General features: G+C 62.5%; 25 protein-coding genes. 17 read left to right on the forward strand and 8 right to left on the reverse strand.

Annotated elements, in window-relative coordinates; all coding sequences use genetic code 11:
* Positions 1-48: 48 nt before the first annotated feature.
* Both ACF6ZU_RS03235 and ACF6ZU_RS03240 read right to left on the reverse strand, forming a co-directional pair.
* Positions 49-1032, reverse strand: a complete 984-nt coding sequence (locus tag ACF6ZU_RS03235; protein ID WP_392890488.1) for a FecR family protein — start codon at positions 1030-1032, stop codon at positions 49-51.
* Positions 1033-1072: 40 nt separating this feature from the next.
* Positions 1073-1573, reverse strand: coding sequence for a sigma-70 family RNA polymerase sigma factor (locus ACF6ZU_RS03240; protein WP_392890489.1), 501 nt, complete (start codon positions 1571-1573; stop codon positions 1073-1075).
* A 225-nt stretch (positions 1574-1798) separates the two neighbouring features.
* Here ACF6ZU_RS03240 and tynA point away from each other — a divergent pair, with 225 nt between their 5' ends.
* On the forward strand, positions 1799-4087 hold the full coding sequence (gene tynA / locus ACF6ZU_RS03245; RefSeq protein WP_392890490.1) for a primary-amine oxidase: 2289 nt from the start codon (positions 1799-1801) through the stop codon (positions 4085-4087).
* 116 nt (positions 4088-4203) lie between these two features.
* Here tynA and ACF6ZU_RS03250 read toward each other — a convergent pair whose 3' ends face one another.
* Together ACF6ZU_RS03250 and ACF6ZU_RS03255 are read right to left on the reverse strand one after the other, a co-directional pair.
* Entirely contained in the window at positions 4204-4509 is a 306-nt protein-coding gene (locus tag ACF6ZU_RS03250) for a cupredoxin family copper-binding protein (protein ID WP_392890491.1), read from the reverse strand.
* Between the two features lie 14 nt (positions 4510-4523).
* A complete protein-coding gene (locus tag ACF6ZU_RS03255; RefSeq protein WP_392890492.1) occupies positions 4524-5492 on the reverse strand; it encodes a metallophosphoesterase family protein in 969 nt (322 codons plus the stop codon).
* A 153-nt stretch (positions 5493-5645) separates the two neighbouring features.
* Between ACF6ZU_RS03255 and ACF6ZU_RS03260 the strand changes: the two genes are divergently transcribed.
* Together ACF6ZU_RS03260 and ACF6ZU_RS03265 are read left to right on the forward strand one after the other, a co-directional pair.
* A complete protein-coding gene (locus tag ACF6ZU_RS03260; protein ID WP_392890493.1) occupies positions 5646-6158 on the forward strand; it encodes a sigma-70 family RNA polymerase sigma factor in 513 nt (170 codons plus the stop codon).
* Positions 6151-6888 (forward strand): anti-sigma factor family protein, encoded by a 738-nt coding sequence (locus tag ACF6ZU_RS03265; protein WP_392890494.1) that lies wholly within the window; start codon positions 6151-6153, stop codon positions 6886-6888. Before ACF6ZU_RS03260 ends, ACF6ZU_RS03265 begins: the two co-directional genes overlap by 8 nt.
* A 117-nt stretch (positions 6889-7005) precedes the next feature.
* On the opposite strand, the gene feaR is transcribed toward ACF6ZU_RS03265, so the two are convergent.
* From feaR to paaY, 3 genes are all read right to left on the reverse strand, one after another.
* Complete coding sequence (gene feaR / locus ACF6ZU_RS03270; protein ID WP_392890495.1) at positions 7006-7920, reverse strand: transcriptional regulator FeaR; 915 nt, start codon at positions 7918-7920, stop codon at positions 7006-7008.
* A gap of 85 nt (positions 7921-8005) precedes the next feature.
* Entirely contained in the window at positions 8006-8929 is a 924-nt protein-coding gene (gene paaX, locus ACF6ZU_RS03275; protein WP_392890496.1) for a phenylacetic acid degradation operon negative regulatory protein PaaX, read from the reverse strand.
* 166 nt (positions 8930-9095) lie between these two features.
* Positions 9096-9692 (reverse strand): phenylacetic acid degradation protein PaaY, encoded by a 597-nt coding sequence (gene paaY / locus ACF6ZU_RS03280; RefSeq protein ID WP_392890497.1) that lies wholly within the window; start codon positions 9690-9692, stop codon positions 9096-9098.
* Between the two features lie 363 nt (positions 9693-10055).
* Here paaY and paaF point away from each other — a divergent pair, with 363 nt between their 5' ends.
* From paaF to paaK, 6 genes are all read left to right on the forward strand, one after another.
* Positions 10056-10829, forward strand: a complete 774-nt coding sequence (paaF, locus tag ACF6ZU_RS03285; protein WP_392890498.1) for a 2,3-dehydroadipyl-CoA hydratase PaaF — start codon at positions 10056-10058, stop codon at positions 10827-10829.
* Positions 10830-10869: 40 nt separating this feature from the next.
* Complete coding sequence (gene paaG, locus ACF6ZU_RS03290) at positions 10870-11661, forward strand: 2-(1,2-epoxy-1,2-dihydrophenyl)acetyl-CoA isomerase PaaG (RefSeq protein ID WP_392890499.1); 792 nt, start codon at positions 10870-10872, stop codon at positions 11659-11661.
* Positions 11662-11664: 3 nt separating this feature from the next.
* Complete coding sequence (paaH, locus tag ACF6ZU_RS03295; protein ID WP_392890500.1) at positions 11665-13182, forward strand: 3-hydroxyacyl-CoA dehydrogenase PaaH; 1518 nt, start codon at positions 11665-11667, stop codon at positions 13180-13182.
* Positions 13175-13624, forward strand: a complete 450-nt coding sequence (paaI, locus tag ACF6ZU_RS03300; protein WP_392890501.1) for a hydroxyphenylacetyl-CoA thioesterase PaaI — start codon at positions 13175-13177, stop codon at positions 13622-13624. Before paaH ends, paaI begins: the two co-directional genes overlap by 8 nt.
* Positions 13617-14828, forward strand: a complete 1212-nt coding sequence (gene pcaF / locus ACF6ZU_RS03305; protein WP_392890502.1) for a 3-oxoadipyl-CoA thiolase — start codon at positions 13617-13619, stop codon at positions 14826-14828. The genes paaI and pcaF overlap by 8 nt, the downstream gene beginning before the upstream one ends.
* Before the next feature lie 99 nt (positions 14829-14927).
* Positions 14928-16253 carry a phenylacetate--CoA ligase PaaK gene (gene paaK, locus ACF6ZU_RS03310; RefSeq protein ID WP_392890503.1) on the forward strand — a complete coding sequence of 442 codons (1326 nt, stop codon included), beginning with the start codon at positions 14928-14930 and terminating at the stop codon, positions 16251-16253.
* A gap of 545 nt (positions 16254-16798) precedes the next feature.
* Here paaK and ACF6ZU_RS03315 read toward each other — a convergent pair.
* Positions 16799-16972: a hypothetical protein gene (locus tag ACF6ZU_RS03315; RefSeq protein WP_392890504.1), complete on the reverse strand. Its 174-nt coding sequence runs from the start codon at positions 16970-16972 to the stop codon at positions 16799-16801.
* Between the two features lie 864 nt (positions 16973-17836).
* Here ACF6ZU_RS03315 and paaA point away from each other — a divergent pair.
* The 8 genes from paaA to paaZ all read left to right on the forward strand — a co-directional run bounded on the left by paaA (position 17837) and on the right by paaZ (position 25748).
* The gene (paaA, locus tag ACF6ZU_RS03320; RefSeq protein ID WP_392890505.1) at positions 17837-18826 is read left to right on the forward strand and encodes a 1,2-phenylacetyl-CoA epoxidase subunit PaaA; all 990 of its coding nucleotides are present in this window, start codon (positions 17837-17839) and stop codon (positions 18824-18826) included.
* A gap of 24 nt (positions 18827-18850) precedes the next feature.
* Complete coding sequence (gene paaB / locus ACF6ZU_RS03325) at positions 18851-19132, forward strand: 1,2-phenylacetyl-CoA epoxidase subunit PaaB (protein WP_007943393.1); 282 nt, start codon at positions 18851-18853, stop codon at positions 19130-19132.
* An 8-nt stretch (positions 19133-19140) separates the two neighbouring features.
* The gene (paaC, locus tag ACF6ZU_RS03330) at positions 19141-19902 is read left to right on the forward strand and encodes a 1,2-phenylacetyl-CoA epoxidase subunit PaaC (protein ID WP_392890506.1); all 762 of its coding nucleotides are present in this window, start codon (positions 19141-19143) and stop codon (positions 19900-19902) included.
* Positions 19889-20422 (forward strand): 1,2-phenylacetyl-CoA epoxidase subunit PaaD, encoded by a 534-nt coding sequence (gene paaD, locus ACF6ZU_RS03335; RefSeq protein ID WP_392890507.1) that lies wholly within the window; start codon positions 19889-19891, stop codon positions 20420-20422. Before paaC ends, paaD begins: the two co-directional genes overlap by 14 nt.
* Before the next feature lie 31 nt (positions 20423-20453).
* Positions 20454-21530 carry a 1,2-phenylacetyl-CoA epoxidase subunit PaaE gene (gene paaE, locus ACF6ZU_RS03340; protein WP_392890508.1) on the forward strand — a complete coding sequence of 359 codons (1077 nt, stop codon included), beginning with the start codon at positions 20454-20456 and terminating at the stop codon, positions 21528-21530.
* 178 nt (positions 21531-21708) lie between these two features.
* Positions 21709-22017: a DUF485 domain-containing protein gene (locus ACF6ZU_RS03345; RefSeq protein ID WP_392890509.1), complete on the forward strand. Its 309-nt coding sequence runs from the start codon at positions 21709-21711 to the stop codon at positions 22015-22017.
* Positions 22014-23660 (forward strand): cation acetate symporter, encoded by a 1647-nt coding sequence (locus ACF6ZU_RS03350; protein ID WP_392890510.1) that lies wholly within the window; start codon positions 22014-22016, stop codon positions 23658-23660. The genes ACF6ZU_RS03345 and ACF6ZU_RS03350 overlap by 4 nt, the downstream gene beginning before the upstream one ends.
* Positions 23661-23690: 30 nt before the next feature.
* Positions 23691-25748 (forward strand): phenylacetic acid degradation bifunctional protein PaaZ, encoded by a 2058-nt coding sequence (paaZ, locus tag ACF6ZU_RS03355; RefSeq protein WP_392890511.1) that lies wholly within the window; start codon positions 23691-23693, stop codon positions 25746-25748.
* Positions 25749-25759: the final 11 nt, after the last annotated feature.

Here is a 25759-nt window from a genome sequence, read left to right on the forward strand (position 1 = left end):
CCAGTTGCAGTTGGACAAGAAGACGATGAACTCGAAAAAAACCTGAATTTATTTTGAAATTATTTCCTGACGACCGTCATCGAGGGTGCGCACGGCCACCGGGAGGATGGTCGGCAAGGCCTTGAGCAGTGCGTCGGTGTTGTCGGATTTGAACACGCTGGTCAGGCGCAACTGGCCGACTTTGTCGTTGCCGATGACCAGGGGTTGCTCCCGATAGCGCGACACTTCCTCGGCCACTTCGGCGAGGCTGGCGTTGTTGAACACCAGTTTGCCGCTGCGCCAAGCGGTCAGTTCCGCCGGGTTGACCGCGTAGGCGGCGGCCACTTTGCCCTGAGCATCGACCCGTGTGCCGAGTCCGGCGGTGAGGTTGATGAATTCGTTGTCGGGGGCACCGCGCCCCTGAACCCTGACCGTGCCCTGCTCCACCACGACCCGGGTGTCAGCTACGCCACGCCGCACATCGAAACGGGTGCCGGTGACCGTGACCTTGCCACTGCCCGCCTCGACCACGAACGGCCGATCGCTGTCGTGGGCGACGCTGAACATCGCTTCGCCCTCCGTCAGCTCGATGTTTCGATGGCCTTTTTCAAAGCGCACCTGAAGCCGGCTGCGGCTGTTCAGGTCGATCACCGTGCCGTCCGGCAATGCCACCTGGCGACGTTCGCCGAGGGCCGTCGAATACTCGGCGGTGTAAGGCGTCGGTTGATTCAAACCACTGAACAGCCCCAGCCCAAGCGCCACCGTCAGGACACTGGCCGCCACCGCATAACGCACCAGCGGCCGGCGTTTGCTGCGGGCTGGCGGCGTTTCACACAAGGCTTTCAGCCGCGCGGCCGGCACCAGCTCGGCCGCCGTCCACAGGCCCTGAAGCAACTGAAATTCGTCGCGATGCTGAGGGTGCTCGTTCAGCCAGCGCTCGAAACGTTGATGCTCTTCGACGTCGACAGCCGGTTCCTGCAAACGCACAAACCACTGCGCCGCCTCATCGCGAACCGTCGTTTGCCCGCACGCGCAATCACGAGTATCCATCATGGAAGTTCCTGTTTGGCTGGGGGTGAATGGGCGCGGCCGATCATGATTGCAGTCCGTCGAGGCGGTCACGCAGATGCCGCAGGGTGCGGATCATATACTTTTCCACCATATTCTTGGACAGTCCCAGGCGTTCGGCGATTTCCGCCTGGGTCAGGCCTTCGATCTTCTGCCAGACAAAAACCTTGCGGCAGTTGATCGGCAACTCGGTGAGCGCCCGTTCGATGGAATCAGCCAACTGGATCGCCTGCATGAAATGCTCCGGGTCGCCGGACGACGACACACTGAGATCGATCGCCTCCGACTCCATGGCGCCCCGCCGATCCTCACGCCGATAACCATCCACGGCGATGTTGCGCGCGGTCTGGTGCAAATACGCCCGGGGTTGCTCAATCGCCGCCGAATCGGACTCAAGCACCCGCACGAAAGTGTCGTGGGCCAGATCCTCGGCCTGCTGACGATTTCTCAGGCGACGGGTCCAGGTGCCAACCAACTCTTCGTAATGCTCGAAAAAGCCGTGTCTGCGGGGCAACTTGGGGGTCATTGCGGTGTGCTGTGATGACGGGGCGTGAATAGTAATGCTTCCTATTAACCGGAAGCAATGGATTCCAGACCGGCGCCATACGGGCAGTTTGTCGGGCTGCGCAACGGCAAAAGTTGATTTAGGCACGCAGGCAAAGGATTCTGGCAAGAATCCCAAAGAAGCCATTCACTGGCTGTAGCAAAGTGCGGTGATGCCCGTCATCGGCTTTCGTCCAGGAATTCAGACATGTTCACCTCTTTCGCCTCACTGAAAAGAAAACCCCTCGCCCGCCTCGCGCTGGCCATCAGCCTGAGCACGCTCGGCCTGTCTGGCTGGGTGGGCAACGCCCAGGCCCATGGCGGTCACGCCGAAATGGTGCCGCTGCAAGCGGGCCTCGAGGAGTTTGGCGCCACGGTCAAATGGGACGACTACGCCGACCTGTTCGTGATTGCCAAGGACGGCGTTTATCTCAAGGTCAAACCGGGCAGCAAAGTGGCGATGCTCAACGGCAAGCGCATGGAGTTGACGGTGCCGGTGGTGTTCAAGGGCAAGACGGCGTTCATGTCCAAGGACTTCATCAACCAGGTGTTCCAGTCCGGCCTGGACAAGACCTTTGTCGTCGAAACCCGCCCCAACCCGCTCAACCCGTTGAGCGCGGATGAAATCACCGCCGCGGTGGACATCGTCAAGAAATCCGAGCACTACCAGCCCGGCTTCCGCTTCACCGAAGTCTCGGTCAAGGAGCCGCCGAAGGATCAGGTGTGGAATTTCGTCTACACCGGGCAGAACGTCACCCAACCGCGTCAGGCCAGTATCGTGGTGCTGGACGGCAAGCACGTGATCGAAGCGCTGGTGGACCTCGACAGCAAGCAACTCAAGTCATGGACGCCGATCGAAGGCGCCCACGGCATGGTCCTGCTGGATGATTTCGCGACGGTGCAATCGGCCATCGAAGCAAGCCCCGACTACGCGCAGGCACTGGCCAAGCGCGGCATCACCGATGTGAAGAAGGTCGTGGCCACACCGTTGACGGTCGGTTACTTCGACGGCAAGGACGGCCTGGCGCAGGACAAGCGCCTGCTGAAGATCGTCAGCTACCTCAACACCGGTGACGGCAACTACTGGGCGCACCCGATCGAAGGCCTGGTGGCGATTGTCGATCTGGAACAGAAAAAGCTGATCAAGATCGAAGATGACGCGGTGATTCCGGTGCCGATGAAGCCGACGCCGTATGACGGACGCGGCCGTAAAGGTACCTCGGTCAAGCCGCTGGAAATCATCGAGCCGGAAGGCAAGAACTACACCATCACCGGCAACAGCATTCACTGGCAGAACTGGGATTTCCACGTTCGCCTCGATTCGCGCGTCGGCCCGATCCTGTCCACCGTCACCTATGACGACAAGGGCAAGAAACGCAAAATCATGTACGAAGGCTCGCTCGGCGGCATGATCGTGCCTTACGGCGATCCCGATGGCGGCTGGTACTTCAAGGCTTACCTCGACTCGGGCGATTACGGCATGGGCACCTTGACCTCGCCAATTGCACGCGGCAAAGACGCACCGGAAAACGCCGTGCTGCTGGACGCCACCATCGCCGACTACACCGGCGCACCGACCGCGATCCCGCGCGCCATGGCGGTGTTCGAGCGCTACGCCGGCCCGGAATACAAACACCAGGAAATGGGCCAGCCCAACCTCAGCACCGAGCGTCGTGAACTGGTGGTGCGCTGGATCAGCACCGTCGGCAACTACGACTACATTTTCGACTGGGTCTTCCAGCAGAACGGCACCATCGGCATCGACGCCGGTGCCACCGGCATCGAAGCGGTCAAGGGCGTGAAATCGAAAACCATGCACGAAGCCACGGCCAAGGAAGACACGCGCTACGGCACCCTGCTGGACCACAACATCGTCGGCACCACGCACCAGCACATCTACAACTTCCGCCTGGACATGGACGTGGATGGGGAAAACAACTCGCTGGTGGAAGTGAACCCGGTGGTGCTGCCGAATGACCGTGGCGGCCCGCGCACCAGCACCATGCAGACCGAAACCAAAGTCGTCACCAACGAACAGCAGGCCGCGCAGAAATTCGACCCGTCGACCGTGCGCCTGCTGACCAATACCAGCAAGGAAAACAAAGTCGGCAACCCGGTTTCCTACCAGCTGATTCCGTATGCCGGCGGCACGCATCCGGTGGCCAAGGGCGCCAACTTCGGCAAGGACGAATGGCTCTACCACCGCCTGAGTTTCATGGACAAGCAACTGTGGGTGACGAAATACAACCCGGAAGAGAAGTACCCGGAAGGCAAATACCCGAACCGTTCCGACAAGGACTCGGGCCTGGGGCAATTCACCCATGACAACCAGTCCATCGAAAACACCGACGACGTGGTATGGCTGACCACCGGCACCACGCACATCGCCCGTGCGGAAGAATGGCCGATCATGCCGACCGAGTGGGTGCACGTGCTGTTGAAGCCTTGGAACTTCTTTGACGAAACCCCGACGCTGAACCTCAACGTCCCGCAGTAGTACGCACAACCTCTGTAGGAGCCGGCTTGCCGGCGATCGCAGTGTGTCAGTCGACATTAATGTTTCTGATACACCGCAATCGCCGGCAAGCCGGCTCCTACAAGGGCTCGGCGGTGTTACTGAACCACAATCTTCCCGATCATCTGCGGATGCAGCGCGCAGAAATACTCGAACTCCCCCGGCGTGTTGAACACCCAGGAAAAGCTGTCATTCGTGTCCAGCGCCCCCGAACGAAACGCCTTGTGGGTTTCCGCCACCGTGTGCGGAATCTCGTCATCATTCACCCACGTCACTTTCGTACCGACGGGCACAGTCAGGTCCTTGGGCCCGTACATGAATGCCTTGATATCGACTTTTACCTCCTGAGCCCACACCGGCATCGCCAGCATCAAACCCACAACAGCCAACAGTCGCGTTTTCATTCAGCTGTCCTCCCCTAAACCAGTGTCGAATCGATCAACGCCAGCGGATGATCGCCCTGGGTCGCACGCACATCGGTGATTCCCAGGTAATTACGCAATTGATCGGCCGCTACGGTCATCGGCCCCGGTGTCGGCGCCGTGCCAGGTGCAGGTTGTGGATAAGCCGTGCCCCGGGCGGTGTGGAAGGTGATGTTGCCTTCGACCTTCTGGATCACCTGGTGGATATGCCCGTTCAACACCGTCACCGAACCGTACTTGCGCAGCAGGGCAATCGCCTGGTCACCGTCCTCGGTGCCCCAGCCCCACGGCTGATAAATCGTCCACAGCGGAATGTGGGTAAACACCACGATGGGCGTGCTGCTCGTCACCGCGCGCAAGTCATCGGCCAGCCATGCCAGTTGCTCGGCGCCGAGGGTCGCTTCCCGCCCGGCCTGGAAATTGAAGACATTCACCAGGGCGATGAAATGCACGCCGTGGTCATCGAAGCTGTACCAGCCATTGCCTTTGGTGCCCTTGCCGTAGCGCTCCAGATAAAGCTGGCCGCCGCCCTCGTCGAGGGTGTCGTGTTCGCCCGGTACGTAATGCACGGTGGCCGGCAACCCCTTGAGCAGTTGGGCGGCGGTGTCGAACTCTTCGGCCTTGGACAGGTGAGTGATGTCGCCGGTGTGCAGGATCAGCGACGGTCGTTTCGGCAGCGCGATGACCCTGTCGATCGCCACCTGCAAGGTCTTCACCGGTTCCGGATTGGCCTCCTTGTTGAAGCCGATGTGGGAGTCGCTGATCTGCACGAAGTGAAACGTGCTGGCCAATGCCTTGGGATCGCTGACGTTGCCCGCCTGATCCAGCGCGAATGCCCGGGGAATGCCGCCGCTCAGGGCCCAGATCACCCCCGCCCCGGCCCACGCCGAGCACTTGAGCAGCGTTCGGCGGTCAGGGTTCAACGGGCCGTCGGTGCGGCGTTGGTGTTTTGCATGAATGTCCATCGGTATGCCCTCGCTGGCGAACTACAGTGATGTAGCGACACGAGGTACAACCGGGCGGAACCGGGGTTTATTCCGCACTGAAAAATAAATTCTTTTCCGGGAATAAAACACGGCGATTCACAGTTTCATGGGTTGGACGGTGCGGAAACCACTATGAAGCGATTTGAGGAATTGATAGCGCCCCACCTGGACGCCGCCTACAACCTCGCGCGCTGGCTCACGGGCAACGACAGCGCCGCGCGCGATGTCGTGCAGGAAAGCGCACTGCGCGCGTTCAGGTTTTTGCAGCGTTTCGCCGAGGGCAACCCCAAGGCCTGGTTCCTGACCATCGTGCGCAACGAAAGCTACACCTGGCTCCGGGCCTCGGCCGGGCGCCATTGGGTGTCGATCGGCGACGAACTTGCTGAAGACGATGGCGCGCTGAGCCACAGCCAGACGCCGGAATTGCTGGCCATTCACACCGAAAACGCGGCGCTGCTTCAGCAAGCGTTGTGCGCCCTGCCGCCGGTGTTTCGCGAGGTGATTGTGCTGAAGGAACTCGAAGACCTGCCCTACAAGGACATCGCCCTGGTGGTCGATATTCCCATCGGCACCGTCATGTCGAGACTCGCCCGGGCCCGCGCCATGCTCAAGCTCGAACTGATGAAGTTGCACGACCATGAATAAACTCGCCTGCACGCAATGCCAGACGCTGATCCATGGCTATCTGGACCAGGAACTTGACCCGCCGACGGTTGCCGAGGTGACCGGGCATCTGGCCGATTGCGCCGAGTGTGCGCGGTTGCATGATCAGGTGCGTTTGCTGAAAGTCAGCGTGAAACGTCACGCGCCTTACTACCCGGCACCCGTGTCGCTGGCTGAAAGTGTTCTGGCCGCCGCGGCGCCACGACCCAGTGCAGTCGTTCGCTGGAGAAACTGGCTGGCACCGGTTTTTTCAACGGCGGCGCTGGCCTTGGCGATGGTGCTGTACGTCGCCACGCCGGGCAGCGAACAACCGTTGATGGATGAAGCCGTGTCGAGCCATGTCCGCTCATTGATGGGCGAACATTTGAACGATGTGGTGTCGTCGGACCGGCACACCGTGAAGCCCTGGTTCACCGGCAAACTCGACTTTTCGCCGCCGGTGCTCGATTACTCGGCGCAGGGGTTTCCGCTGTTGGGCGGACGCCTGGATTACCTGCAACACCAGACCACCGCGGCCCTGAGTTATGGGCGGGCCAAACACATCATCAACGTGTTTATCCTGCCCACGCCGGAGGCGGACAAACCGCAGCAGAGCCAGGCGATTCGCGGCTTCAATGTGGTGTCGTGGCAGGCCAACCACCTGCGGTTCGTGCTGGTGTCGGATGTGGAGAAAAGTGAGCTGGAGGCGCTGGGCCAGTTGCTCAAGCAATAGCCCCTGTAGGAGCCGGCTTGCCGGCGATGGCGGTGTGTCAGCCGACATTAATGTTTCTGATACACCGCTATCGCCGGCAAGCCGGCTCCTACAGGGGGATGTGTGTTCGGGGAAAGGTCAGGCGTGTTTCTTGCGGTACTCGCCCGGCGAAATGCCGAACCGGGATTTGAACGCGGTGGAGAAGTAGCTCGAATCCGAGAACCCCCAGGAATACCCCAGCACCGACAGCTTCTGCTCGGTCCGGGTCTGCCGCAGGGATTCGGCGCACAGGTCCAGGCGCCGATTCTTGATGTAGCGCGCGACGACCAACCCCTTCCTGGCAAACATCCGGTACAGGCCGCGCGTCGACATGCCGACCTCCCGCGCCAGCCATTCGGGGCACAGTTCTTCCGAGCGGATGTGCTCGTCAATAAACCCCAGGGTCTTGCGGAAGGCGCGTTCATGCGCATCCGCGCACTCTTCGCTGTGGCTGATGGCCGGCCGCAGCAGGCTGACAATAGCTTCCAGGGTCGCTTCGCTTTCCGTCCGGCTCAGGCACTGCTGACGCGTGGCATCCAGAATCAAACGGTGCGAGAGCATGGCGATGGGCGATGTCGCGGCGATCCGGTGACCGCACTTGACCTGATTGAAGCGCAGGGTCTGCTCGACCAATTGCGACGGCAGGATCAGCGACAACTGCCGGGAGTTGTCGCTGTAGGTGAAGTCACTGGGCCGCGAGGCGTCGATCAGCGTGATGTCCCCGGCCGACAGCAACACCTTGCTGTCGCCCTGGGCCATGCCGGCGGTGCCGTCGAGCTGGAACACCGCGAAGTACTTGCCGCCCTCGCCCGCCGCGACTTCCTGGGGCGTGCGGTACAGCCGTGCCTGGCGGGCATCGACAAAACTCAGTTTCAGCGCGCCGTCCTGGTGTTCGCGAATCTGACCGGCAAACTCGTCGCCCAGAGGTTGCGCGTTAAAGGCGCCACAGATCTGGTTGATCTGATGGATCCACTGATCAAACCCATCACGGCGCTGTGCAATTGAAGAAATCATGTCGGGCCTCACGCAGGCTTGTTTTTATTATCTACGCCAATCCACGGGTTCTCCTGAACGGTACGGCTCCTGCAAAACAGACGGGTTACTTGAGCCCGCCAAAGCGCCGATAAAAGCTTTCGCCCACGTCCGGCAACGGACCATCGGCGGTTTCCAGTGCATCGTTCAACCACTCTTCGGCCTTGGCGTAGATCAGCCGGTAGATGTTGCGGCACAACTGCCGGGCAGCGCGCCCCTCCCAATCGCCGGGCAATAATTCGTCGGGCAATTGCGGGTCGCGCAGCAGCAGTTTGCGGTACTCGTGAATAAGCAGGACCCGTGCCAGGAAGCAGTCCGACGGTTGCAGGTTTTCCTGCTCGCGAAGCGCTTGCCAGAGCGGTCGGAACAACTGGATGAACTCGCTGTAATGGGTCGCCAGCTCCTCGATGTTCCAGCTCTCGCGCACCTGCAGGCGCAGGGCCTTGGAGGCCAGGACATCCTGCGCGGTGGTTTCGAAAACGATGGTGTCTTCCTGGGCACCGAGGTCGAGCAGGGTCGCGTTGACATCGGCGCGGTCGCTGCGCGGGCAGGCCAGCACCGCCGGCGAAATCGCACCAAAACCTTGCCACTCCAGTTCTTCGCGCACTTGTTTGCGCTTGTCCTGGGTCAGTTGCGTAAGCATCACCAGGCACCACGAACCGTCCCATGCCGGCACGGTGGAGCTGTAGACGCGCTTGAAGGCTTTGTCGAAACGGCGGCGACCGGCGCCGGTCAGGCTGTAGTAACTGCGACGCCCGACTTTCTCGGCGGTCAGCCAGCCTTCCTTGGTCAGGCGAAAAATCGAGGTGCGGATCAGCCGTTCGTTGATGCCGATGGGTTCGAGCAATTGAATCAGGCTGCCCAGCCACACCGTGCCGCCGTGGGGTTCGATGGCATCCCCGTACAGCGTGATGATCAAGGAACTGGCGCGGATCGGCGTCTGTTCCTGGAAGCGGGTAATCAGGTGGTTCAAGGGTGTCAGGGACGACATGGGCGTACCGAGCTGAAAAAAGAAAAGGAATATACCGAATGTCTGCCGGTTAATCGCATTCCCCTGTAGGAGCCGGCTTGCCGGCGATGGCGGTGTGTCAGAAACCTTAATGTCGACTGACAATCCGCGATCGCCGGCAAGCCGGCTCCTACAGGGAATTGTGTGTTCATGAGGCACTGCCTTTTGGCCGCAGGCCGCTGTCGCTGATGCGCGGACGGTCGGGCTCCGGCTCGGTCAGCGGCTCGCAGACTTGCATCTGCTCGAGGCAACGTTTGGCCAGTTGCTGATACTCGCGCGTACCCGCCTGCTTCCACGACACTTCTTCATCGCTGAGGCTGCGCTTGACGCTGGCCGGCGCGCCCATGATCAGCGACTGCTCCGGGCCGTCGAACCCGGCCTTGACGAACGCCGCCGCCGAGACAAATGAACGGGCGCCGATGCGCGCATTGTCCATCACCACCGCGTTCATCCCCACCAGGGCGTCGGCGCCGATCCGGCAACCGTGCAACACCGCGCCATGGCCGATGTGACCGTTGCGCTCGACCACGGTGTCGCTGTCCGGAAAACCGTGCATCACGCAGGTGTCCTGCAGATTGGCGCCCTCCTCCAGCACGATCCGTCCGAAGTCCCCGCGCAGACTGGCCAGCGGCCCGACATAGCAATGCGGGCCGACAATCACGTCGCCGATCAATACGGCCGACGGATGAACGTAGGCGGTGGGATCAACCACCGGGGTCAAGCCATCGAGGCTGTAGCAGGTCATGGGGGACGTTCCTTGGTTGAACATTCACAAAGCGATGCCGACTCAGACTCATTTTGTATCACATCGCTTTTGATAGCACAAAGCACAAAAAACCGTATCACTTGCAATCACCGATGAGACGAGTGGTGAAAACGCCAGAAAAACCACGATAAAACCCAATGAAATAGGCGACATAAACAGTTTTACAACCCAGCTACTACCTACCCGAAAAAACCATCAAACAACCAATAAGACACATTAAATCAATTTTAGTATTGCATTTGCGTATCACGTTACAGGTATACTCCGGCAAAACCGGCCTACCGTGCCGATCCAATAATGAGCCGGCATCACAGCCGAGCGTGCACCGTGAGGGCATCCGCCATGCCTCTAACCCTTGCCGTCGATTTCATCGCACCGGGCGTTCGCCTGATCACCCTGCAACGCCCGCAGGCCTTGAATGCCCTGACCACCGAGTTGCTCGGTGAGCTGGCCGACGAGCTCAACGCTGCGCAAGCCGATGCCGACACCCGTGCCGTGGTCCTGACCGGCAGCCGCAAAGCCTTCGCGGCCGGCGCCGACATCAAGGAAATGGCCGAGCGCAATCTGGTCGGCATCCTCGACGACCCGCGCCAGGCGTCGTGGCAAACCATCACCCGCTTCAACAAACCGCTGATCGCCGCCGTGAACGGCTTCGCCCTCGGCGGTGGCTGCGAACTGGCGATGCACGCCGACATCATCATCGCCGGCGAAGACGCCCGCTTCGGCCAGCCGGAAATCAATCTCGGGATCATGCCCGGCGCCGGCGGCACCCAACGCCTGCTGCGTGCCGTCGGCAAATCCATGGCCATGCAGATGGTCCTGACCGGCGAGCCGATCGATGCGCGCCAGGCCCTGCGCGCCGGGCTGGTCAGCGAAGTGACCCAACCGGAATTCACCGTCGAGCGTGCCCTGCAAGTCGCCCGCGCCATTGCCGGCAAGGCCCCGCTGGCGGTGCGCCTGGCCAAGGAAGCGCTGCTCAAGGCGATGGACACCGACCTCGCCAGCGGCCTGCGCTTCGAACGCCACGCCTTCACCGTGCTGGCCGGCACCCGCGACCGCGATGAAGGGATTGCAGCGTTTCAGGAAAAGCGCACGCCGACCTTCACCGGCCAGTAATCAACGAATTCGTAATGACCTCCCAGAGAGCGCCAAGACCATGAACTTCGAACACATCCTGTTTTCCATCGAGGCCGGCGTTGCCCTGCTGAGCCTCAATCGCCCGGACCAGCTCAACAGCTTCAACACCCAGATGCATGGCGAAGTGAAGGAAGCGCTCAAGCAAGTCCGGCAGAACCCGGACGTGCGCGTGCTGCTGCTGACCGGTGAAGGACGCGGTTTCTGCGCCGGGCAAGACCTCAGCGACCGCAACGTCGCGCCGGGCAGCGCCGTGCCGGACCTGGGCGAATCGATCGAGAAGTTCTACAACCCGCTGATCCGCCAGTTGCGCGACCTGCCGCTGCCGGTGATCTGCGCAGTCAATGGCGTAGCGGCCGGCGCTGGCGCCAACATTCCACTCGCCTGCGACCTGGTGATTGCCGCGCGCTCGGCGAGCTTCATCCAGGCCTTCTGCAAAATCGGTTTGATCCCTGATTCCGGCGGCACCTGGACGTTGCCGCGTCTGGTCGGCATGGCCCGCGCCAAGGCACTGGCCTTGCTCGGCAATCGCCTGACTGCCGAGCAGGCCGAACAATGGGGCCTGATCTACCGCGTGGTCGACGATGCCGAACTGCGCGCTGAAGCCTTGACCCTCGCCCGCCACCTGGCCACGCAACCGACCTACGGTCTGGCCCTGATCAAGCGCAGCCTCAACGCCAGCCTGAGCAACACGTTCGACGAGCAGCTGGAGCTGGAAAAAGACCTGCAACGCCTGGCCGGGCGCAGCGAGGATTACCGTGAAGGCGTCAGCGCCTTCATGGAAAAACGCAGCCCAAGCTTCAAGGGGCGCTGAGTCATGACCGCACTGAACATCAACGCCCGCATCGCGGTGATCGGCGCCGGGGCCATGGGCGCCGGCATTGCCCAGGTCGCGGCGCAGGCCGGCCATCCGGTGCTGTTGCTCGACAACCGTCCGGGCGCCGCCGCGCAAGCCATCGACGGCATTGACCGGCAACTGGGCAAACGTGTCGAAAAGGGCAAGCTGTCGGCTGAAGCCCGCACCGCAACGATCCAGCGTCTGCAAGCGGCGCAAACCATTGAAGCGCTGGCCGATTGCGACCTGATCATCGAAGCCATCGTTGAGAACCTTGAGGTCAAACGCGCGCTCTTCCGCCAGCTGGAAGGCATCTGCGGCGAGCGCTGCATCCTGGCCAGCAACACCTCGTCGCTGTCGATCACCAGCATCGCCGCACAACTGGACCATCCGCAACGCCTGCTCGGCCTGCACTTCTTCAACCCGGCGCCGGTCATGGCGCTGGTGGAAATCGTCTCGGGCCTGGCCAGCGATCCAGCGTTGGCCGAGTGCCTGTACGACACCGCCAAAGCCTGGGGCAAGAAACCGGTGCACACCCGCTCGACGCCGGGGTTCATCGTCAACCGCGTCGCCCGTCCGTTCTACGCCGAAAGCCTGCGCCTGCTGCAGGAAGACGCCGCCGATTGCGCGACGCTGGATGCCTTGATGCGCGAGGCCGGCGGCTTTGCCATGGGCGCCTTCGAACTGACCGACCTGATCGGCCACGACGTCAACTATGCGGTGACCTGTTCGGTGTTCGACGCCTATTACGGCGACACGCGTTTTCTGCCGTCGCTGATCCAGAAGGAATTAGTGGAAGCCGGCCGCTTCGGACGTAAAACCGGCCAGGGTTTTTATCACTACGCCGATAATGCCTCGCGGCCGCAGCCAGCCTCTGTCAGCAGTGAGCACCCGGTTGAGACCTGCGTCGTGGAAGGTGATCTGGGCATCGCCAATGGGTTGATTGCGCGCCTGCGCGAAAACCGGATCGATGTGATTCAGCGCGACGGCCAGGGCCTGCTGAAAGCCGGTGATGCCGTGCTGGCGCTGAGCGACGGGCGCATGGCCTGCCAGCGCGCCAGGGAAGATGGCCTGCGCAACCTGATTTTGCTGGACCTGGCTTTCGACTATGGCAAGGCCAGCCGCATCGCCATCAGTTGCTCGGCAGACATTACCCCGGCCGCACTCGAACAAGGCGTTGCCCTGCTGCAACGAGCCGGCTTCACCGTCAGCCAACTCAGCGACAGCCCGGCCCTCGCCGTCCTGCGCACCGTGGCGATGCTCGCCAACGAAGCGGCCGACGCCGTGTTGCAAGGCGTAGCGTCCGCCGCCGACATCGACCTGGCCATGCGCGCCGGGGTCAATTATCCACAGGGTCCGCTGGCCTGGGCCGATGCCGTCGGGCTTTTGCACATCCTCAAGGTGCTGGAAAACCTGCAAGCGAGCTATGGCGAACAACGCTACCGCCCGTCGCTGCTGTTGCGCCGCCGCGTTGCCGAAGGGAGGAACTTCCATGACTAACCATGAAGCGATGAACCTGGCCAGCGACTGCGCGCAAGCGATGTTCAAGCGTGACACCGCCACCCAGGCGATGGGCATGCGCCTGCTCTCCGTGGCACCGGGTCGCGCCCGTGTCGGCATGAGCGTACGCGCCGACATGATCCAGGGCCACGGCACCTGCCACGGCGGCTACCTGTTCGCCCTCGCCGACTCGGCGTTTGCCTTTGCCTGCAACAGCTACAACGAGGCCACGGTGGCCATCGGTTGCAGCATCGACTACATCGCCCCGGCACGCCTGGGCGACACCCTGAATGCCGACTGCATCGAGCAGAGCCGTTCCGGGCGCACCGGCAACTACGACGTGCGCATTGAAAACCAACTGGGCCAGCTGATCGCGCTGTTCCATGGCAAATCCTACAAAGTGCGCGGCGCTGTGCTCGCGCAGGAGAACCCGAATGAATGACGCCTTGATCATCGACGCCGTGCGGACCCCGATCGGCCGCTACGCCGGTGCCTTGAGCAGCGTGCGCGCCGACGACCTCGGCGCGGTGCCGCTGCGCGAACTGCTGCGCCGCCACCCGCAAGTCAACTGGAACGCCGTGGACGATGTGATCTACGGCTGCGCCAACCAGGCCGGCGAAGACAACCGCAACGTCGCGCGCATGTCGGCACTGTTGGCCGGGTTGCCGGTCAGCGTACCGGGCACCACGCTCAACCGTCTGTGCGGTTCCGGGCTGGATGCGATCGGCACGGCGGCGCGGGCGATCCGTTGCGGCGAGGCCGGGCTGATGCTGGTCGGCGGCGTCGAATCGATGTCCCGCGCACCGCTGGTGATGGGCAAGGCCGAGCAGGCCTTTTCCCGGGATGCGCAGCTCTACGACACCACCATCGGCTGGCGCTTCGTCAATCCGCTGATGAAAAAAACCTACGGCATCGACTCCATGCCGGAGACTGCCGAGAACGTCGCCGAGCAGTTCAACATCTCCCGCGCCGACCAGGACGCCTTCGCCCTGCGCAGCCAGCAGCGTGCCAGCGCGGCCCAGGCCAGCGGGCGTCTGGCCAAGGAAATCGTCGCGGTGGAAATCCCCCAGCGCAAAGGCCCGGCCAAAGTCGTCGAGCACGACGAACACCCGCGCGGCGACACCACCCTTGAGCAGTTGGCCAAACTTGGCACGCCGTTTCGCGACGGTGGCAGCGTCACCGCCGGCAACGCTTCCGGGGTGAATGACGGCGCCTGTGCGCTGCTGCTGGCCAGCCCGGACGTCGCCAAGCGTCATGGCCTGAAGGCTCGCGGCCGGGTCGTGGCCATGGCCACCGCCGGCGTCGAGCCGCGCATCATGGGCATCGGCCCGGTGCCGGCCACGCGCAAGGTGCTGGAACTGGCCAACCTGAGCCTCGCCGACATGGACGTGATCGAACTCAACGAAGCCTTCGCCGCGCAAGGCCTGGCGGTGCTGCGTGAACTCGGCCTGAGCGACACCGACCCGCGGGTCAACCCGAATGGCGGCGCGATTGCCCTCGGCCACCCGTTGGGCATGAGCGGCGCGCGACTGGTGACCACCGCCCTGCATGAGCTTGAGGAGCAGAAGGGCCGCTACGCCTTGTGCACCATGTGCATCGGCGTCGGCCAGGGCATCGCGCTGATCATCGAGCGTTTGTCCGACTAAAGAATCGCGATTCCCGGGGAGCCGAGAGGTATCCTTGGGGCATGCACTCAAAGCCCGGCTGCGGCCGGGCTGAAACACAAAAATAATTCGAGTGAAGTTATGAACATGCCAATTGCCAAAGCCGTGCTTGCCCCCGAGCTGGACCCGCTGGAAACCGCCAGCATCGACGAACTCCGTCAGCACCAGCTCGATCGCCTGCGCTGGAGCCTGAACCACGCCTACAACAACGTGCCGCTGTACCGTCAGCGTTTCGATGCGCTGGGCGTGCACCCGGATGACATCAAATCCCTGGAAGACCTGGCGAAGTTTCCCTTCACCACCAAGACCGACCTGCGCGACAACTACCCCTACGGCATGTTTGCCGTGCCGATGCATGACGTGGTGCGCCTGCACGCGTCCAGCGGCACCACCGGCAAACCGACCGTCGTCGGCTACACCCAGAACGACATCGACACCTGGGCCAACGTGGTCGCGCGTTCGATCCGCGCCGCCGGTGGCCGACGTGGCGACAAAGTGCACATCTCCTATGGCTACGGCCTGTTCACCGGCGGCCTCGGCGCGCATTACGGCGCCGAACGCCTGGGTTGCACGGTGATCCCGATGTCCGGCGGGCAGACTGAAAAGCAAGTGCAGCTGATCAAGGATTTCCAGCCGGACATCATCATGGTCACGCCGTCGTACATGCTCAACATCGCCGATGAAATCGAGCGCCAGGGCATCGACCCGCACAAACTGGCCCTGCGCCTGGGCATCTTCGGTGCAGAGCCGTGGACCGGCGAACTGCGCAGCGCCATCGAGAACCGCCTGGGCATCACCGCGCTGGACATCTACGGCCTCTCGGAAATCATGGGGCCGGGCGTCGCCATGGAATGCGCGGAAACCAAGGACGGGCCGACGATCTGGGAAGACCACTTCTACCCGGAAATCATCGACCCGGTTACCGGCGAAGTGCTGCCGGACGGCCAGATGGGCGAACTGGTGTTCACCTCGCTGAGCAAGGAAGCCTTGCCGATGATCCGCTACCGCACCCGCGACCTGACGCGCCTGCTGCCGGGCACTGCGCGGCCGATGCGACGCATCGACAAGATCACCGGACGCAGCGATGACATGCTGATCATTCGCGGGGTTAACGTGTTTCCGACGCAGATCGAGGAGCAGGTGCTGAAAATAAAACAGCTTTCAGAGTGTTATGAGATCCATCTGTATCGCAACGGCAACCTGGACAGTGTTGATGTGCATGTCGAGCTGAAGGCTGAACACCAGCATTTGAGCGATGAACAGCAGAAGGCTGTCTGCGGCGAGCTGAGCAAGCACATCAAGACGTATATCGGGATCAGTTCGCGGATCGTTTTGCAGCCTTTCCACTCGATCAAACGCTCCGAGGGCAAGGCCTGCCACGTGGTGGATAAACGTCCGAAAGCATGACTGCTGCACCCTTTCAGCCCCGCTCGTTGCGGGGCTTTTTTTTGCGTGCATGCGCACAACCCCTGTGGGAGCGAGCCTGCTCGCGAAGGCCTTACAGGCAACCTGATTTTCGCGGATGTACACGGTCCTTGTAGGAGCCGGCTTGCTGGCGATAGCGGCCTGACATCCGACCATTTTCGTTCGGGTGTACATATCCATTCCTGCGGTAACGGTAGCTATTGGTTTCGCCCTTACGGCGACTCACTTGGAAAAGCCCCAAGTAACCAAGGGCTCTTGCCCCTTTCGTTCGGTGCCTCGCCCAGGCTCGGCATGCCCTCGTTCCGGTCCTGCTCCGTGGGCCCGCCGCCATCGGCCATCCATGGCCGGGGGCGGCTAACCCGGCATCCATGCCGGGTTGCCCACTGCGCAGAACCTCCACTCGGCCTCTCGAGGGGGCGTGCACCGCAAGATCAAAAGCCAAGGCGAGCTAACGCTCGGCCTGATGAGTGGTGAAAGGCAAAAGCGCACGCGATCCCTGTAGGAGCCAGCTTGCTGGCGAAAAACGCTCAGACACCGCGCTCATCCAGACAGCCCGCGTCATCGTTGACGTCCATCGCCAGCAAGCTGGCTCCTACAGTTTTGACCGTGTGAACCCGATCCCTTGTAGGAGCCGGCTTGCTGGCGAAAAACGCCCGGACACCGCGCTCATCCAGACAGCCCGCGCCATCGTTGACGTCCATCGCCAGCAAGCTGGCTCCTACAGTTTTGACCGTGTGAACCCAATCCCTGTAGGAGCCGGCTTGCTGGCGAAAAACGCCCGGACACCGCGCTCATCCAGACCGCCCTGCGCCATCGTTGACGTCCATCGCCAGCAAGCTGGCTCCTACAGTTTTGACCGTACGAACCCGATCCCCTGTAGGAGCGAGCCCTGCTCGCGAAAAGCGCCCAGACACCGCGTTGATTCAGGCATCCCGCGTCATCGTTGACGTCCATCGCCAGCAAGCCGGCTCCTACAGTTTTGACCGTACGAACCCGATTTTCTGTAGGAGCGAGCCCTGCTCGCGAAAAACGCCCGGGCACCGCGTTTATCCAGACAGCCCGCGTCATCGTTAACGTAAATCGTCAGCAAGCCAGCTCCTACACGGGGGGCGGTGTACATATCCGGAATGAGGGAACGCAGACACCAGAGAGCCAGGTCGGCTTTAAGGCCGCCTCGACGGCTGTGGCGGTGGTCGCCCCCTCGAGAGGCCGAGTGGAGGTTCTGCGCAGTGGGCAACCCGGCATGGATGCCGGGTTAGCCGCGCACGGCCATGGATGGCCGATCGCGGCGGGCCCACGGAGCAGGACCGGAACGAGGGTATGCCGAGCCATGGCGAGGCACCGAACGAAAGGGGCAAAAGCGCTTGGTTACTTGGCGCTTTTCCAAGTAACCCGCCGTAAGGGCGGAACCGCCAGCAGCCATGGCAGAAGAAACGGATATACACCCACACCTCCAAAGCGATACAAAAAACCATACGACACGATATTTTCTGTTTGATATTAATTTCTGTATCGCTTATAAAGTTCTCCATGCCCTCGATCAGATTCAAGGCGGGAGACCCCCAATGTACGCACAGCTCGTAGAAACAGGCGTAAAGCGCATAAAAGACCTGTCGGAAATGTCCGAACAGGAACGCGCCTTCCAGGAAAAAATCGATTCAGAAATCAAGATCGAAGCGAAAAACTGGATGCCCGATGCCTATCGCCAGACCCTGATCCGGCAGATCTCGCAGCACGCCCACTCGGAAATCGTCGGCATGCTGCCTGAAGGCAACTGGGTCACCCGCGCGCCATCGCTCAAGCGCAAGCTGCAATTGATGGCCAAGATTCAGGACGAAGCCGGCCACGGCCTGTACCTCTACAGCGCCATGGAAACCCTCGGCGCCGACCGCGACGAAGAAATCGCCAAGCTGCACAGCGGCAAGGCCAAGTACTCGAGCATCTTCAACTACCCAACCTTGAACTGGGCCGACATGGGCGCCGTGGGCTGGCTGGTGGACGGCGCCGCGATCGTCAATCAGGTGGTGTTGCAACGCACCTCGTACGGCCCCTACTCCCGGGCCATGGTGCGCATCTGCAAGGAAGAAAGTTTCCACCAGCGCCAGGGCTACGAAATCCTTTTGACCATGATGCGCCACGGCAACCAGGCGCAAAAAGACATGGTCCAGGACGCGATCAACCGCCTGTGGTGGCCGTCGCTGATGATGTTCGGCCCGAGCGATGAACACTCGCCGAACAGCGCCCAGTCCATGGCCTGGAAGATCAAGCGCCAGAGCAATGACGAACTGCGCCAGCGCTTCATCGACCAGACCATCCCGCAGCTCGAATTGCTCGGCTGCACCTGCCCCGATCCGGACCTGAAGTGGAACGCCGAACGCGGCCACTACGATTTCGCCGAAATCCAGTGGAGCGAGTTCTACGAAGTGCTCAAGGGCAACGGCCCGTGCAACCAGGAACGCGTCGCCACCCGCCGCAAAGCCATTGAAGACGGTGCCTGGGTCCGCGAAGCCGCGGTCGCCCACGCTCGTAAAAAACAGAACAAGAACGCCGCCTGATCGGCCTGATGTGGAGTCACTGAAATGTCTGAATGGACCCTCTTCGAAGTCTTCGTGCGCAGCAAGCACGGCCTCAACCACAAGCATGTCGGCAGCGTGCATGCCGCCGACACCACCATGGCCATCGAGAACGCACGCGAGCTCTACACCCGTCGCAGCGAAGGCGTGAGCCTGTGGGTCGTGCCGTCGGCGTTGATCACCGCCTCGTCGCCGGATGAAAAAGACCCGCTGTTCGATCCGTCGGACGACAAGGTCTATCGCCATGCCAGCTTCTACGAGCTGCCGGCCGAAGTCGGGCACATGTGAGGTCGACCATGAATAACAAGACCGATCTGATCGAATACCTGCTGCGCCTCGGCGACAGCGCCCTGATCCAGGGCCAGCGCCTGTGCCAATGGTGCGGCAAGGCCCCGGCGCTGGAAGAAGAGCTGGCGCTGATGAACGTCGGCCTCGACCTCGTCGGCCAGGCGCGCAACTGGCTGGAATACGCCGCTGAACTGCTGGACGACGGTCGCGACGCCGATCACCTGGCGTTCCGCCGCGATGAGCGTGCCTACCGCAACCTGCTGCTGGTGGAACAACCCAACGGCGATTACGCGGTGACCATCCTCAAGCAGTTCCTCTATGACGCCTGGCACCTCGAAGTGCTGAAAGGTCTGTGCCAGTCCAGCGATGAGCGCATCGCCGGGATCGCCGCCAAGGCCGTAAAGGAAGTCACCTATCACCTGCGCCGCTCCGGCGAGTGGGTCGAGCGTCTGGGCGACGGCACCGAGGAAAGCCACCAGCGCATGCTCGCGGCAATCCCCGAGGTCTGGCGCTTTACCGTGGAACTGATCGCCGCCGATGACAGCGAACAGCGCCTGTGCGAAGCCGGCATCACCCCGGACATCGCCACCGTCGCCGCCGCGTGGCAAGCCAAGGTCAACGAGATTTTCGCCAGCGCCACCCTGCCCGTGCCGCCCGCGCCGAGCTATTTCTACCTGAATGCGCGCAAGGGCCTGCACACCGAACACCTGGGCATTCTGCTGGCCGAGATGCAGTTCCTGCCACGAGCGTACCCCGATGCAACCTGGTGAGCTGATCGCCAGCGACCTCGGCGCCCGGCCGGCTCAACCGACCGACCTGGCCGCCGCGTGGGCGACCCTGGCGCAGGTCATGGACCCGGAAGTGCCGGTGGTCAGCGTGGTCGACCTCGGCATCGTCCGCGACCTCGACTGGCAAGCCGGCCACTTGCACGTAGTGGTGACGCCGACCTACTCCGGCTGCCCTGCCACCGAAGTGATCGAAAGCGACATCCGTGATGCGCTGGAACTCGCCGGCTTCCGGGCGCCGCAACTGGAACGCAAATTGACCCCGGCGTGGACCACCGACTGGATCACCGACAGCGGTCGCGAACGCCTGCGCGCCTACGGCATCGCTCCGCCGGACGGCAGCACCAGCAAGCGCAGCCTGCTCGGCGAAAGCCCGGTGATCCGCTGCCCGCAATGCGGCAGCGCCCACACCGAAGTGCTCAGCGAGTTCGGCTCCACCGCGTGCAAGGCGCTGTACCGCTGCGTCGATTGCCGGGAACCGTTCGACTATTTCAAGTGCATCTGAGCGGCGTCGGCCGTCCAGCTGGAGAACAACAATGAGTAAATTTCACAGCCTGACCATCAAGGACGTCCGCGCCGAGACCCGTGACGCGGTGTCCATCGCCTTCGAGATTCCGCAGGACCTGCAAGACAGTTTCCACTTCACCCAGGGCCAGCACCTGGTGATGCGCACGCAGCTGGACGGCGAAGAAGTGCGCCGTTCCTACTCGATCTGCACCGGGGTCAACGACGGTGAGCTGCGTGTCGCCATCAAGCGCGTGGCCGGCGGGCGCTTTTCCGCATTCGCCAACGAACAGCTGAAGGCCGGACACAGCCTGGAAGTGATGCCGCCCGCCGGGCATTTCTGCGTCGAGCTCGACCCGGCTCGCCACGGCCATTACCTGGCCGTCGCCGCCGGCAGCGGCATTACGCCGATCCTGTCGATCATCAAGACCACCCTGGAAACCGAGCCCCACAGCCGCGTCACCCTGCTGTACGGCAACCGTTCCAGCTCCGGCGCACTGTTTCGTGAACAGCTCGAAGACCTGAAGAACCGCTACCTGCAACGCCTGAACCTGATCTTCGTTTTCAGCCGCGAGCAGCAGGATGTCGACCTGTACAACGGCCGCATCAACGCCGAGAAATGCGAGCAGCTGTTCAGCCGCTGGCTCGACGTCAAGGCTCTCGATGCCGCATTCATCTGCGGCCCGCAGGACATGACCGAAACCGTGCGCGACAGCCTCAAGGCCAAGGGCATGGCGCCGGAGCGCATTCACTTCGAACTGTTCGCCGCCGCCGGCAGCCAGCAGAAACGCGAAGCCCGCGAGGCCGCGCGCCAGGTGGATGCGGCGGTCAGTCAGATCACCGTCATCAGCGACGGCCGCGCCCTGGCGTTCGACCTGCCGCGCAACAGCCAGAGCATCCTCGACGCCGGCAACGCCCAGGGCGCCGAACTGCCTTACTCGTGCAAGGCCGGCGTGTGCTCGACCTGCAAATGCAAAGTCATCGAAGGCGAAGTGGAAATGGACAGCAACCACGCCCTGGAAGACTACGAAGTGGCGGCCGGGTATGTGCTGTCGTGCCAGGCCTTCCCGATCAGCGACAAGGTGGTGCTGGACTTCGACCAGCTCTGATATCCGGTCCGCAAAAAACCTGTGGGAGCGAGCCTGCTCGCGATAGCGATAGATCAGCCACCAACAATGTTGAAGGTAATGGCCTCATCGCGAGCAGGCTCGCTCCCACAGATGCCCGTTGATCGACTCGAACTGATTGCTTCACACCACAACAAAAACAACAAAGGAGAGCGCTTCCATGACACCAGAAGACATCGAACTCATCCGCCAGCACCCCGACTTCATCCAGCTGGTTCGCCGCAAGCAGAATCTGTACTGGCCGCTGTCGCTGGTGATGCTGGTGATCTACTTCGGTTTCGTGTTGCTGGTGGCGTTCTCCCCCGCCACCCTCGGCCAGTCCCTGAGCGGCGGCGTGACCTCGGTGGGCATGCTGGTCGGCGTGGCGATCGTGTTACTGGCGTTCGCCCTGACCGGTTTCTACGTCTATCGCGCCAACAACGTGATCGATCCACTGAACGAAAAACTCAAACAGGAGTGCGCTCGATGAGCCGGTTCCTGGCGTTATTCCTCCTGCCGCTGGCGGTGGTCACCGACCTCGCCGTCGCGGCCGACGGCGCATCCCGCCCACTGAACTGGAACGCCATCGGCATGTTCCTGGTGTTCGTGCTGTTCACCCTCGGCGTCACCCGCTGGGCCGCATTGCGCACCCGCTCCGCCAGCGATTTCTACACCGCTGGCGGTGGCATGACCGGCTTCCAGAACGGTCTGGCAATTGCCGGTGACATGATCTCGGCGGCGTCCTTCCTCGGCATCTCGGCAATGATGTTCCTCAATGGCTACGACGGTTTGCTCTACGCCTTGGGTGTGCTGGCCGGCTGGCCGATCATTCTGTTCCTGATCGCCGAGCGCCTGCGCAACCTCGGTAAATACACCTTCGCCGACGTGGTTTCCTACCGCCTCGAACAAACTCCGGTGCGCCTGACTTCCGCGTTCGGCACGTTGACCGTGGCGCTGATGTACCTCGTCGCACAGATGGTCGGCGCCGGCAAACTGATCGAGTTGCTGTTCGGCATCGACTACCTCTACGCGGTGATGCTGGTCGGCGTGTTGATGGTGTTCTACGTGACCTTCGGCGGCATGCTCGCCACCACCTGGGTGCAGATCATCAAAGCGGTGATGCTGCTGTTCGGCACCACCTTCATGGCGTTCATGGTGCTCAAGCATTTCGGTTTCAGCACCGAGGCGATGTTCGCCGGCGCCACCGCCGTACACGCAAAAGGCACCGCCATCATGGCCCCCGGTGGCTTGCTGTCGAACCCGATCGATGCGATTTCCCTGGGGCTGGGCATGATGTTCGGCACCGCCGGCCTGCCGCATATCCTGATGCGTTTCTTCACCGTCAGCGATGCCAAGGAAGCACGTAAAAGCGTGTTCTACGCCACCGGGTTCATCGGTTACTTCTACCTGCTGCTGATTATTGTCGGCTTCGGCGCGATCGTCATGGTCGGCACCGACCCATCGTTCCGCGACGCCAGCGGCGCGATCATCGGCGGCGGCAACATGATCGCCGTGCACCTGGCGCAAGCCGTGGGTGGCAACCTGTTCCTCGGCTTTATTTCGGCTGTGGCGTTCGCCACCATTCTGGCGGTGGTCGCCGGGCTGGCGTTGTCCGGCGCCTCAGCGGTGTCCCACGACTTGTATGCCTGCGTGATGCGCAAGGGCCAGGCCACCGAGCAGCAGGAAATCCGCGTCTCGCGCATCGCGACCCTGTGCATCGGCGTGCTGGCGATCATCCTCGGCCTGTTGTTCGAATCGCAGAACATCGCGTTCCTTTCCGGCCTGGTGCTGGCCATCGCGGCATCGGTGAATTTCCCGGTGCTGTTCCTTTCGATGTACTGGAAAGGCCTGACCACACGCGGCGCGGTCACCGGCAGCCTGGCGGGCCTGGTCTCGGCGATTGTCCTGCTGGTGCTGAGCCCGGCGGTGTGGGTCAACGTGCTGCATCACGACAAGGCGCTGTTCCCTTACTCCAACCCGGCCCTGTTTTCCATGAGCCTGGCGTTCTTCAGCGCCTGGCTGTTTTCGGTCACCGACACCTCGCCACGCGCGGCCCTTGAACGCGGCCGTTACCTGGCGCAGTTCATCCGTTCGATGACCGGCATTGGCGCTTCGGGCGCCAGCAAACACTAATCCACTGATTGATAAACCGGAGCAATCCAGATGTCCTTTTCCGCCCCTACCCTGCAAAGTTTCATCGCCGGTCGCTGGATCGGCCAACACGGTGCCCAGGTGCTGCGCAGCGCCATCGACGGCCACGAGATCGCACGCACCCACGAGGAACGCCCGGACTTCGCCGAAGCCGTCGAGCACGGTCGTCGCCAGGGCATCAGCGGCCTGATGGCGCTGGACTTCCAGCAACGGGCCCAGCGTCTCAAGGCTCTGGCCTTGTACCTGAGCGAACGCAAGGAACAGCTCTACGCGATTTCCCACCACAGCGGCGCCACCCGCGCCGACAGCTGGATCGACATCGAGGGCGGCAACAGCACGCTGTTCACCTACGCCAGCCTCGGCTCGCGGGAACTGCCGTCGGGCAACATCGTCCACGAAGGCCCGGCGATGCAGCTGAGCAAGCTGGGCACCTTCGCCGGCACGCACATTCTGGTGCCGCGTGGCGGCCTGGCCGTGCACATCAACGCGTTCAACTTCCCGATCTGGGGCATGCTGGAAAAGTTCGCGCCGAGCTTCCTGGCCGGCATGCCGTGCATCGTCAAACCGGCGAGCGCCACCAGCTACCTGACCGAAGCCGTGGTCCGGCTGATGGACGAATCCGGCCTGTTGCCGCCGGGCAGCCTGCAATTGATCATCGGCAGCACCGGTGACTTGCTGGATCGCCTGCAAGGCCAGGACGTGGTGACCTTCACCGGTTCCGCCGACACCGCGGCCAAGCTGCGGGTCAACCCGAACCTGATCCGCAATTCGGTGCCGTTCAATGCCGAGGCCGACTCCCTGAACTGCGCGATCCTCGCCCCGGACGTGGCCCCGGACGATGAAGAGTTCGAACTGTTCATCAAGGAAGTGGCCCGGGAAATGACCACCAAGGCCGGGCAGAAATGCACCGCCATCCGCCGCGCCATCGTGCCGGCCAAGCATATTGATGCGGTCGCCACCCGCCTGCGTGATCGCCTAAAGAAAGTCGTGGTCGGCGATCCGTCGGTGGAAGGCGTGCGCATGGGTGCATTGGCGTCCCACGATCAGCAGAAAGACGTCGCGGAACGCCTGGAAAGCCTGCTGCAAAGCAGCGACCTGCTGTTCGGCGCCCGCGACGGTTTTGAACCGCGCGGTGAAAACGTCAGCCAGGGTGCGTTTTTCGCGCCGACCTTGTTGCAGGCCCGCGATCCGCATGCCGAAGGTGGCGCTCACGACATTGAAGCGTTCGGCCCGGTCAGCACGCTGATGGCGTACGACGATCTCGACGAAGCGCTGGCACTGGCCGCGCGCGGCAAAGGCAGCCTGGTGGCGAGCCTGATCACCAAGGATCCGCAGATCGCCGCCAAAGCCATTCCGGTCGCGGCGGCCTGGCACGGTCGCTTGCTGGTGCTGGATCGCGAGTCCGCCGCCGAATCCACCGGCCACGGTTCGCCGCTGCCACAACTCAAACACGGCGGCCCGGGTCGTGCCGGCGGCGGTGAAGAACTCGGCGGTTTGCGCGCGGTGAAACACTACCTGCAACGGGCGGCGGTGCAAGGTTCGCCGACCATGCTCGCGGCGGTCACCGGTGAATACGTGCGCGGCGCCAAGGTCATCGAGACCGAAGTGCATCCGTTCCGCCGGTTCTTCCAGGACCTGCAGATCGGCGAGTCGCTGCTGACCCACCGTCGCACCGTGACCGAGGCCGATCTGGTGAACTTCGGCTGCCTGTCCGGCGATCACTTCTACATGCACTTCGACGACATCGCCGCCAAGGAATCGCAATTCGGCAAACGCATTGCCCACGGTTACTTCGTGCTGTCGGCGGCGGCCGGGCTGTTCGTTTCGCCGGCACCGGGCCCGGTCCTGGCCAACTACGGCCTGGACACGCTGCGCTTCATCAACCCGGTGGGCATCGGCGACACGATCCATGCGCGCCTGACCTGCAAGCGCAAAATCGACCAGGGTAAAAAGAGCCCGCAAGGCATCCCGCAAGGGGTGGTGGCGTGGGACGTGGAAGTCACCAACCAGCTGGGCGAACTGGTCGCCAGTTACGACATCCTGACCCTGGTGGTCAAACGCGAGGACTAACCACGCCTCCC

It is taken from the genome of Pseudomonas migulae, assembly GCF_043225285.1.
Lineage (GTDB): Bacteria > Pseudomonadota > Gammaproteobacteria > Pseudomonadales > Pseudomonadaceae > Aquipseudomonas > Aquipseudomonas migulae_C.

What these genes read in the sequence shown, in the direction of transcription:
- ACF6ZU_RS03235 (WP_392890488.1), bottom strand. Translation starts at nt 1,032, where the DNA reads ATGATGGATACTCGTGATTGCGCGTGCGGGCAAACGACGGTTCGCGAT.
- ACF6ZU_RS03240 (WP_392890489.1), bottom strand. Translation starts at nt 1,573, where the DNA reads ATGACCCCCAAGTTGCCCCGCAGACACGGCTTTTTCGAGCATTACGAA.
- tynA (WP_392890490.1), top strand. Translation starts at nt 1,799, where the DNA reads ATGTTCACCTCTTTCGCCTCACTGAAAAGAAAACCCCTCGCCCGCCTC.
- ACF6ZU_RS03250 (WP_392890491.1), bottom strand. Translation starts at nt 4,509, where the DNA reads ATGAAAACGCGACTGTTGGCTGTTGTGGGTTTGATGCTGGCGATGCCG.
- ACF6ZU_RS03255 (WP_392890492.1), bottom strand. Translation starts at nt 5,492, where the DNA reads ATGGACATTCATGCAAAACACCAACGCCGCACCGACGGCCCGTTGAAC.
- ACF6ZU_RS03260 (WP_392890493.1), top strand. Translation starts at nt 5,646, where the DNA reads ATGAAGCGATTTGAGGAATTGATAGCGCCCCACCTGGACGCCGCCTAC.
- ACF6ZU_RS03265 (WP_392890494.1), top strand. Translation starts at nt 6,151, where the DNA reads ATGAATAAACTCGCCTGCACGCAATGCCAGACGCTGATCCATGGCTAT.
- feaR (WP_392890495.1), bottom strand. Translation starts at nt 7,920, where the DNA reads ATGATTTCTTCAATTGCACAGCGCCGTGATGGGTTTGATCAGTGGATC.
- paaX (WP_392890496.1), bottom strand. Translation starts at nt 8,929, where the DNA reads ATGTCGTCCCTGACACCCTTGAACCACCTGATTACCCGCTTCCAGGAA.
- paaY (WP_392890497.1), bottom strand. Translation starts at nt 9,692, where the DNA reads ATGACCTGCTACAGCCTCGATGGCTTGACCCCGGTGGTTGATCCCACC.
- paaF (WP_392890498.1), top strand. Translation starts at nt 10,056, where the DNA reads ATGCCTCTAACCCTTGCCGTCGATTTCATCGCACCGGGCGTTCGCCTG.
- paaG (WP_392890499.1), top strand. Translation starts at nt 10,870, where the DNA reads ATGAACTTCGAACACATCCTGTTTTCCATCGAGGCCGGCGTTGCCCTG.
- paaH (WP_392890500.1), top strand. Translation starts at nt 11,665, where the DNA reads ATGACCGCACTGAACATCAACGCCCGCATCGCGGTGATCGGCGCCGGG.
- paaI (WP_392890501.1), top strand. Translation starts at nt 13,175, where the DNA reads ATGACTAACCATGAAGCGATGAACCTGGCCAGCGACTGCGCGCAAGCG.
- pcaF (WP_392890502.1), top strand. Translation starts at nt 13,617, where the DNA reads ATGAATGACGCCTTGATCATCGACGCCGTGCGGACCCCGATCGGCCGC.
- paaK (WP_392890503.1), top strand. Translation starts at nt 14,928, where the DNA reads ATGAACATGCCAATTGCCAAAGCCGTGCTTGCCCCCGAGCTGGACCCG.
- ACF6ZU_RS03315 (WP_392890504.1), bottom strand. Translation starts at nt 16,972, where the DNA reads ATGGACGTCAACGATGGCGCGGGCTGTCTGGATGAGCGCGGTGTCCGG.
- paaA (WP_392890505.1), top strand. Translation starts at nt 17,837, where the DNA reads ATGTACGCACAGCTCGTAGAAACAGGCGTAAAGCGCATAAAAGACCTG.
- paaB (WP_007943393.1), top strand. Translation starts at nt 18,851, where the DNA reads ATGTCTGAATGGACCCTCTTCGAAGTCTTCGTGCGCAGCAAGCACGGC.
- paaC (WP_392890506.1), top strand. Translation starts at nt 19,141, where the DNA reads ATGAATAACAAGACCGATCTGATCGAATACCTGCTGCGCCTCGGCGAC.
- paaD (WP_392890507.1), top strand. Translation starts at nt 19,889, where the DNA reads ATGCAACCTGGTGAGCTGATCGCCAGCGACCTCGGCGCCCGGCCGGCT.
- paaE (WP_392890508.1), top strand. Translation starts at nt 20,454, where the DNA reads ATGAGTAAATTTCACAGCCTGACCATCAAGGACGTCCGCGCCGAGACC.
- ACF6ZU_RS03345 (WP_392890509.1), top strand. Translation starts at nt 21,709, where the DNA reads ATGACACCAGAAGACATCGAACTCATCCGCCAGCACCCCGACTTCATC.
- ACF6ZU_RS03350 (WP_392890510.1), top strand. Translation starts at nt 22,014, where the DNA reads ATGAGCCGGTTCCTGGCGTTATTCCTCCTGCCGCTGGCGGTGGTCACC.
- paaZ (WP_392890511.1), top strand. Translation starts at nt 23,691, where the DNA reads ATGTCCTTTTCCGCCCCTACCCTGCAAAGTTTCATCGCCGGTCGCTGG.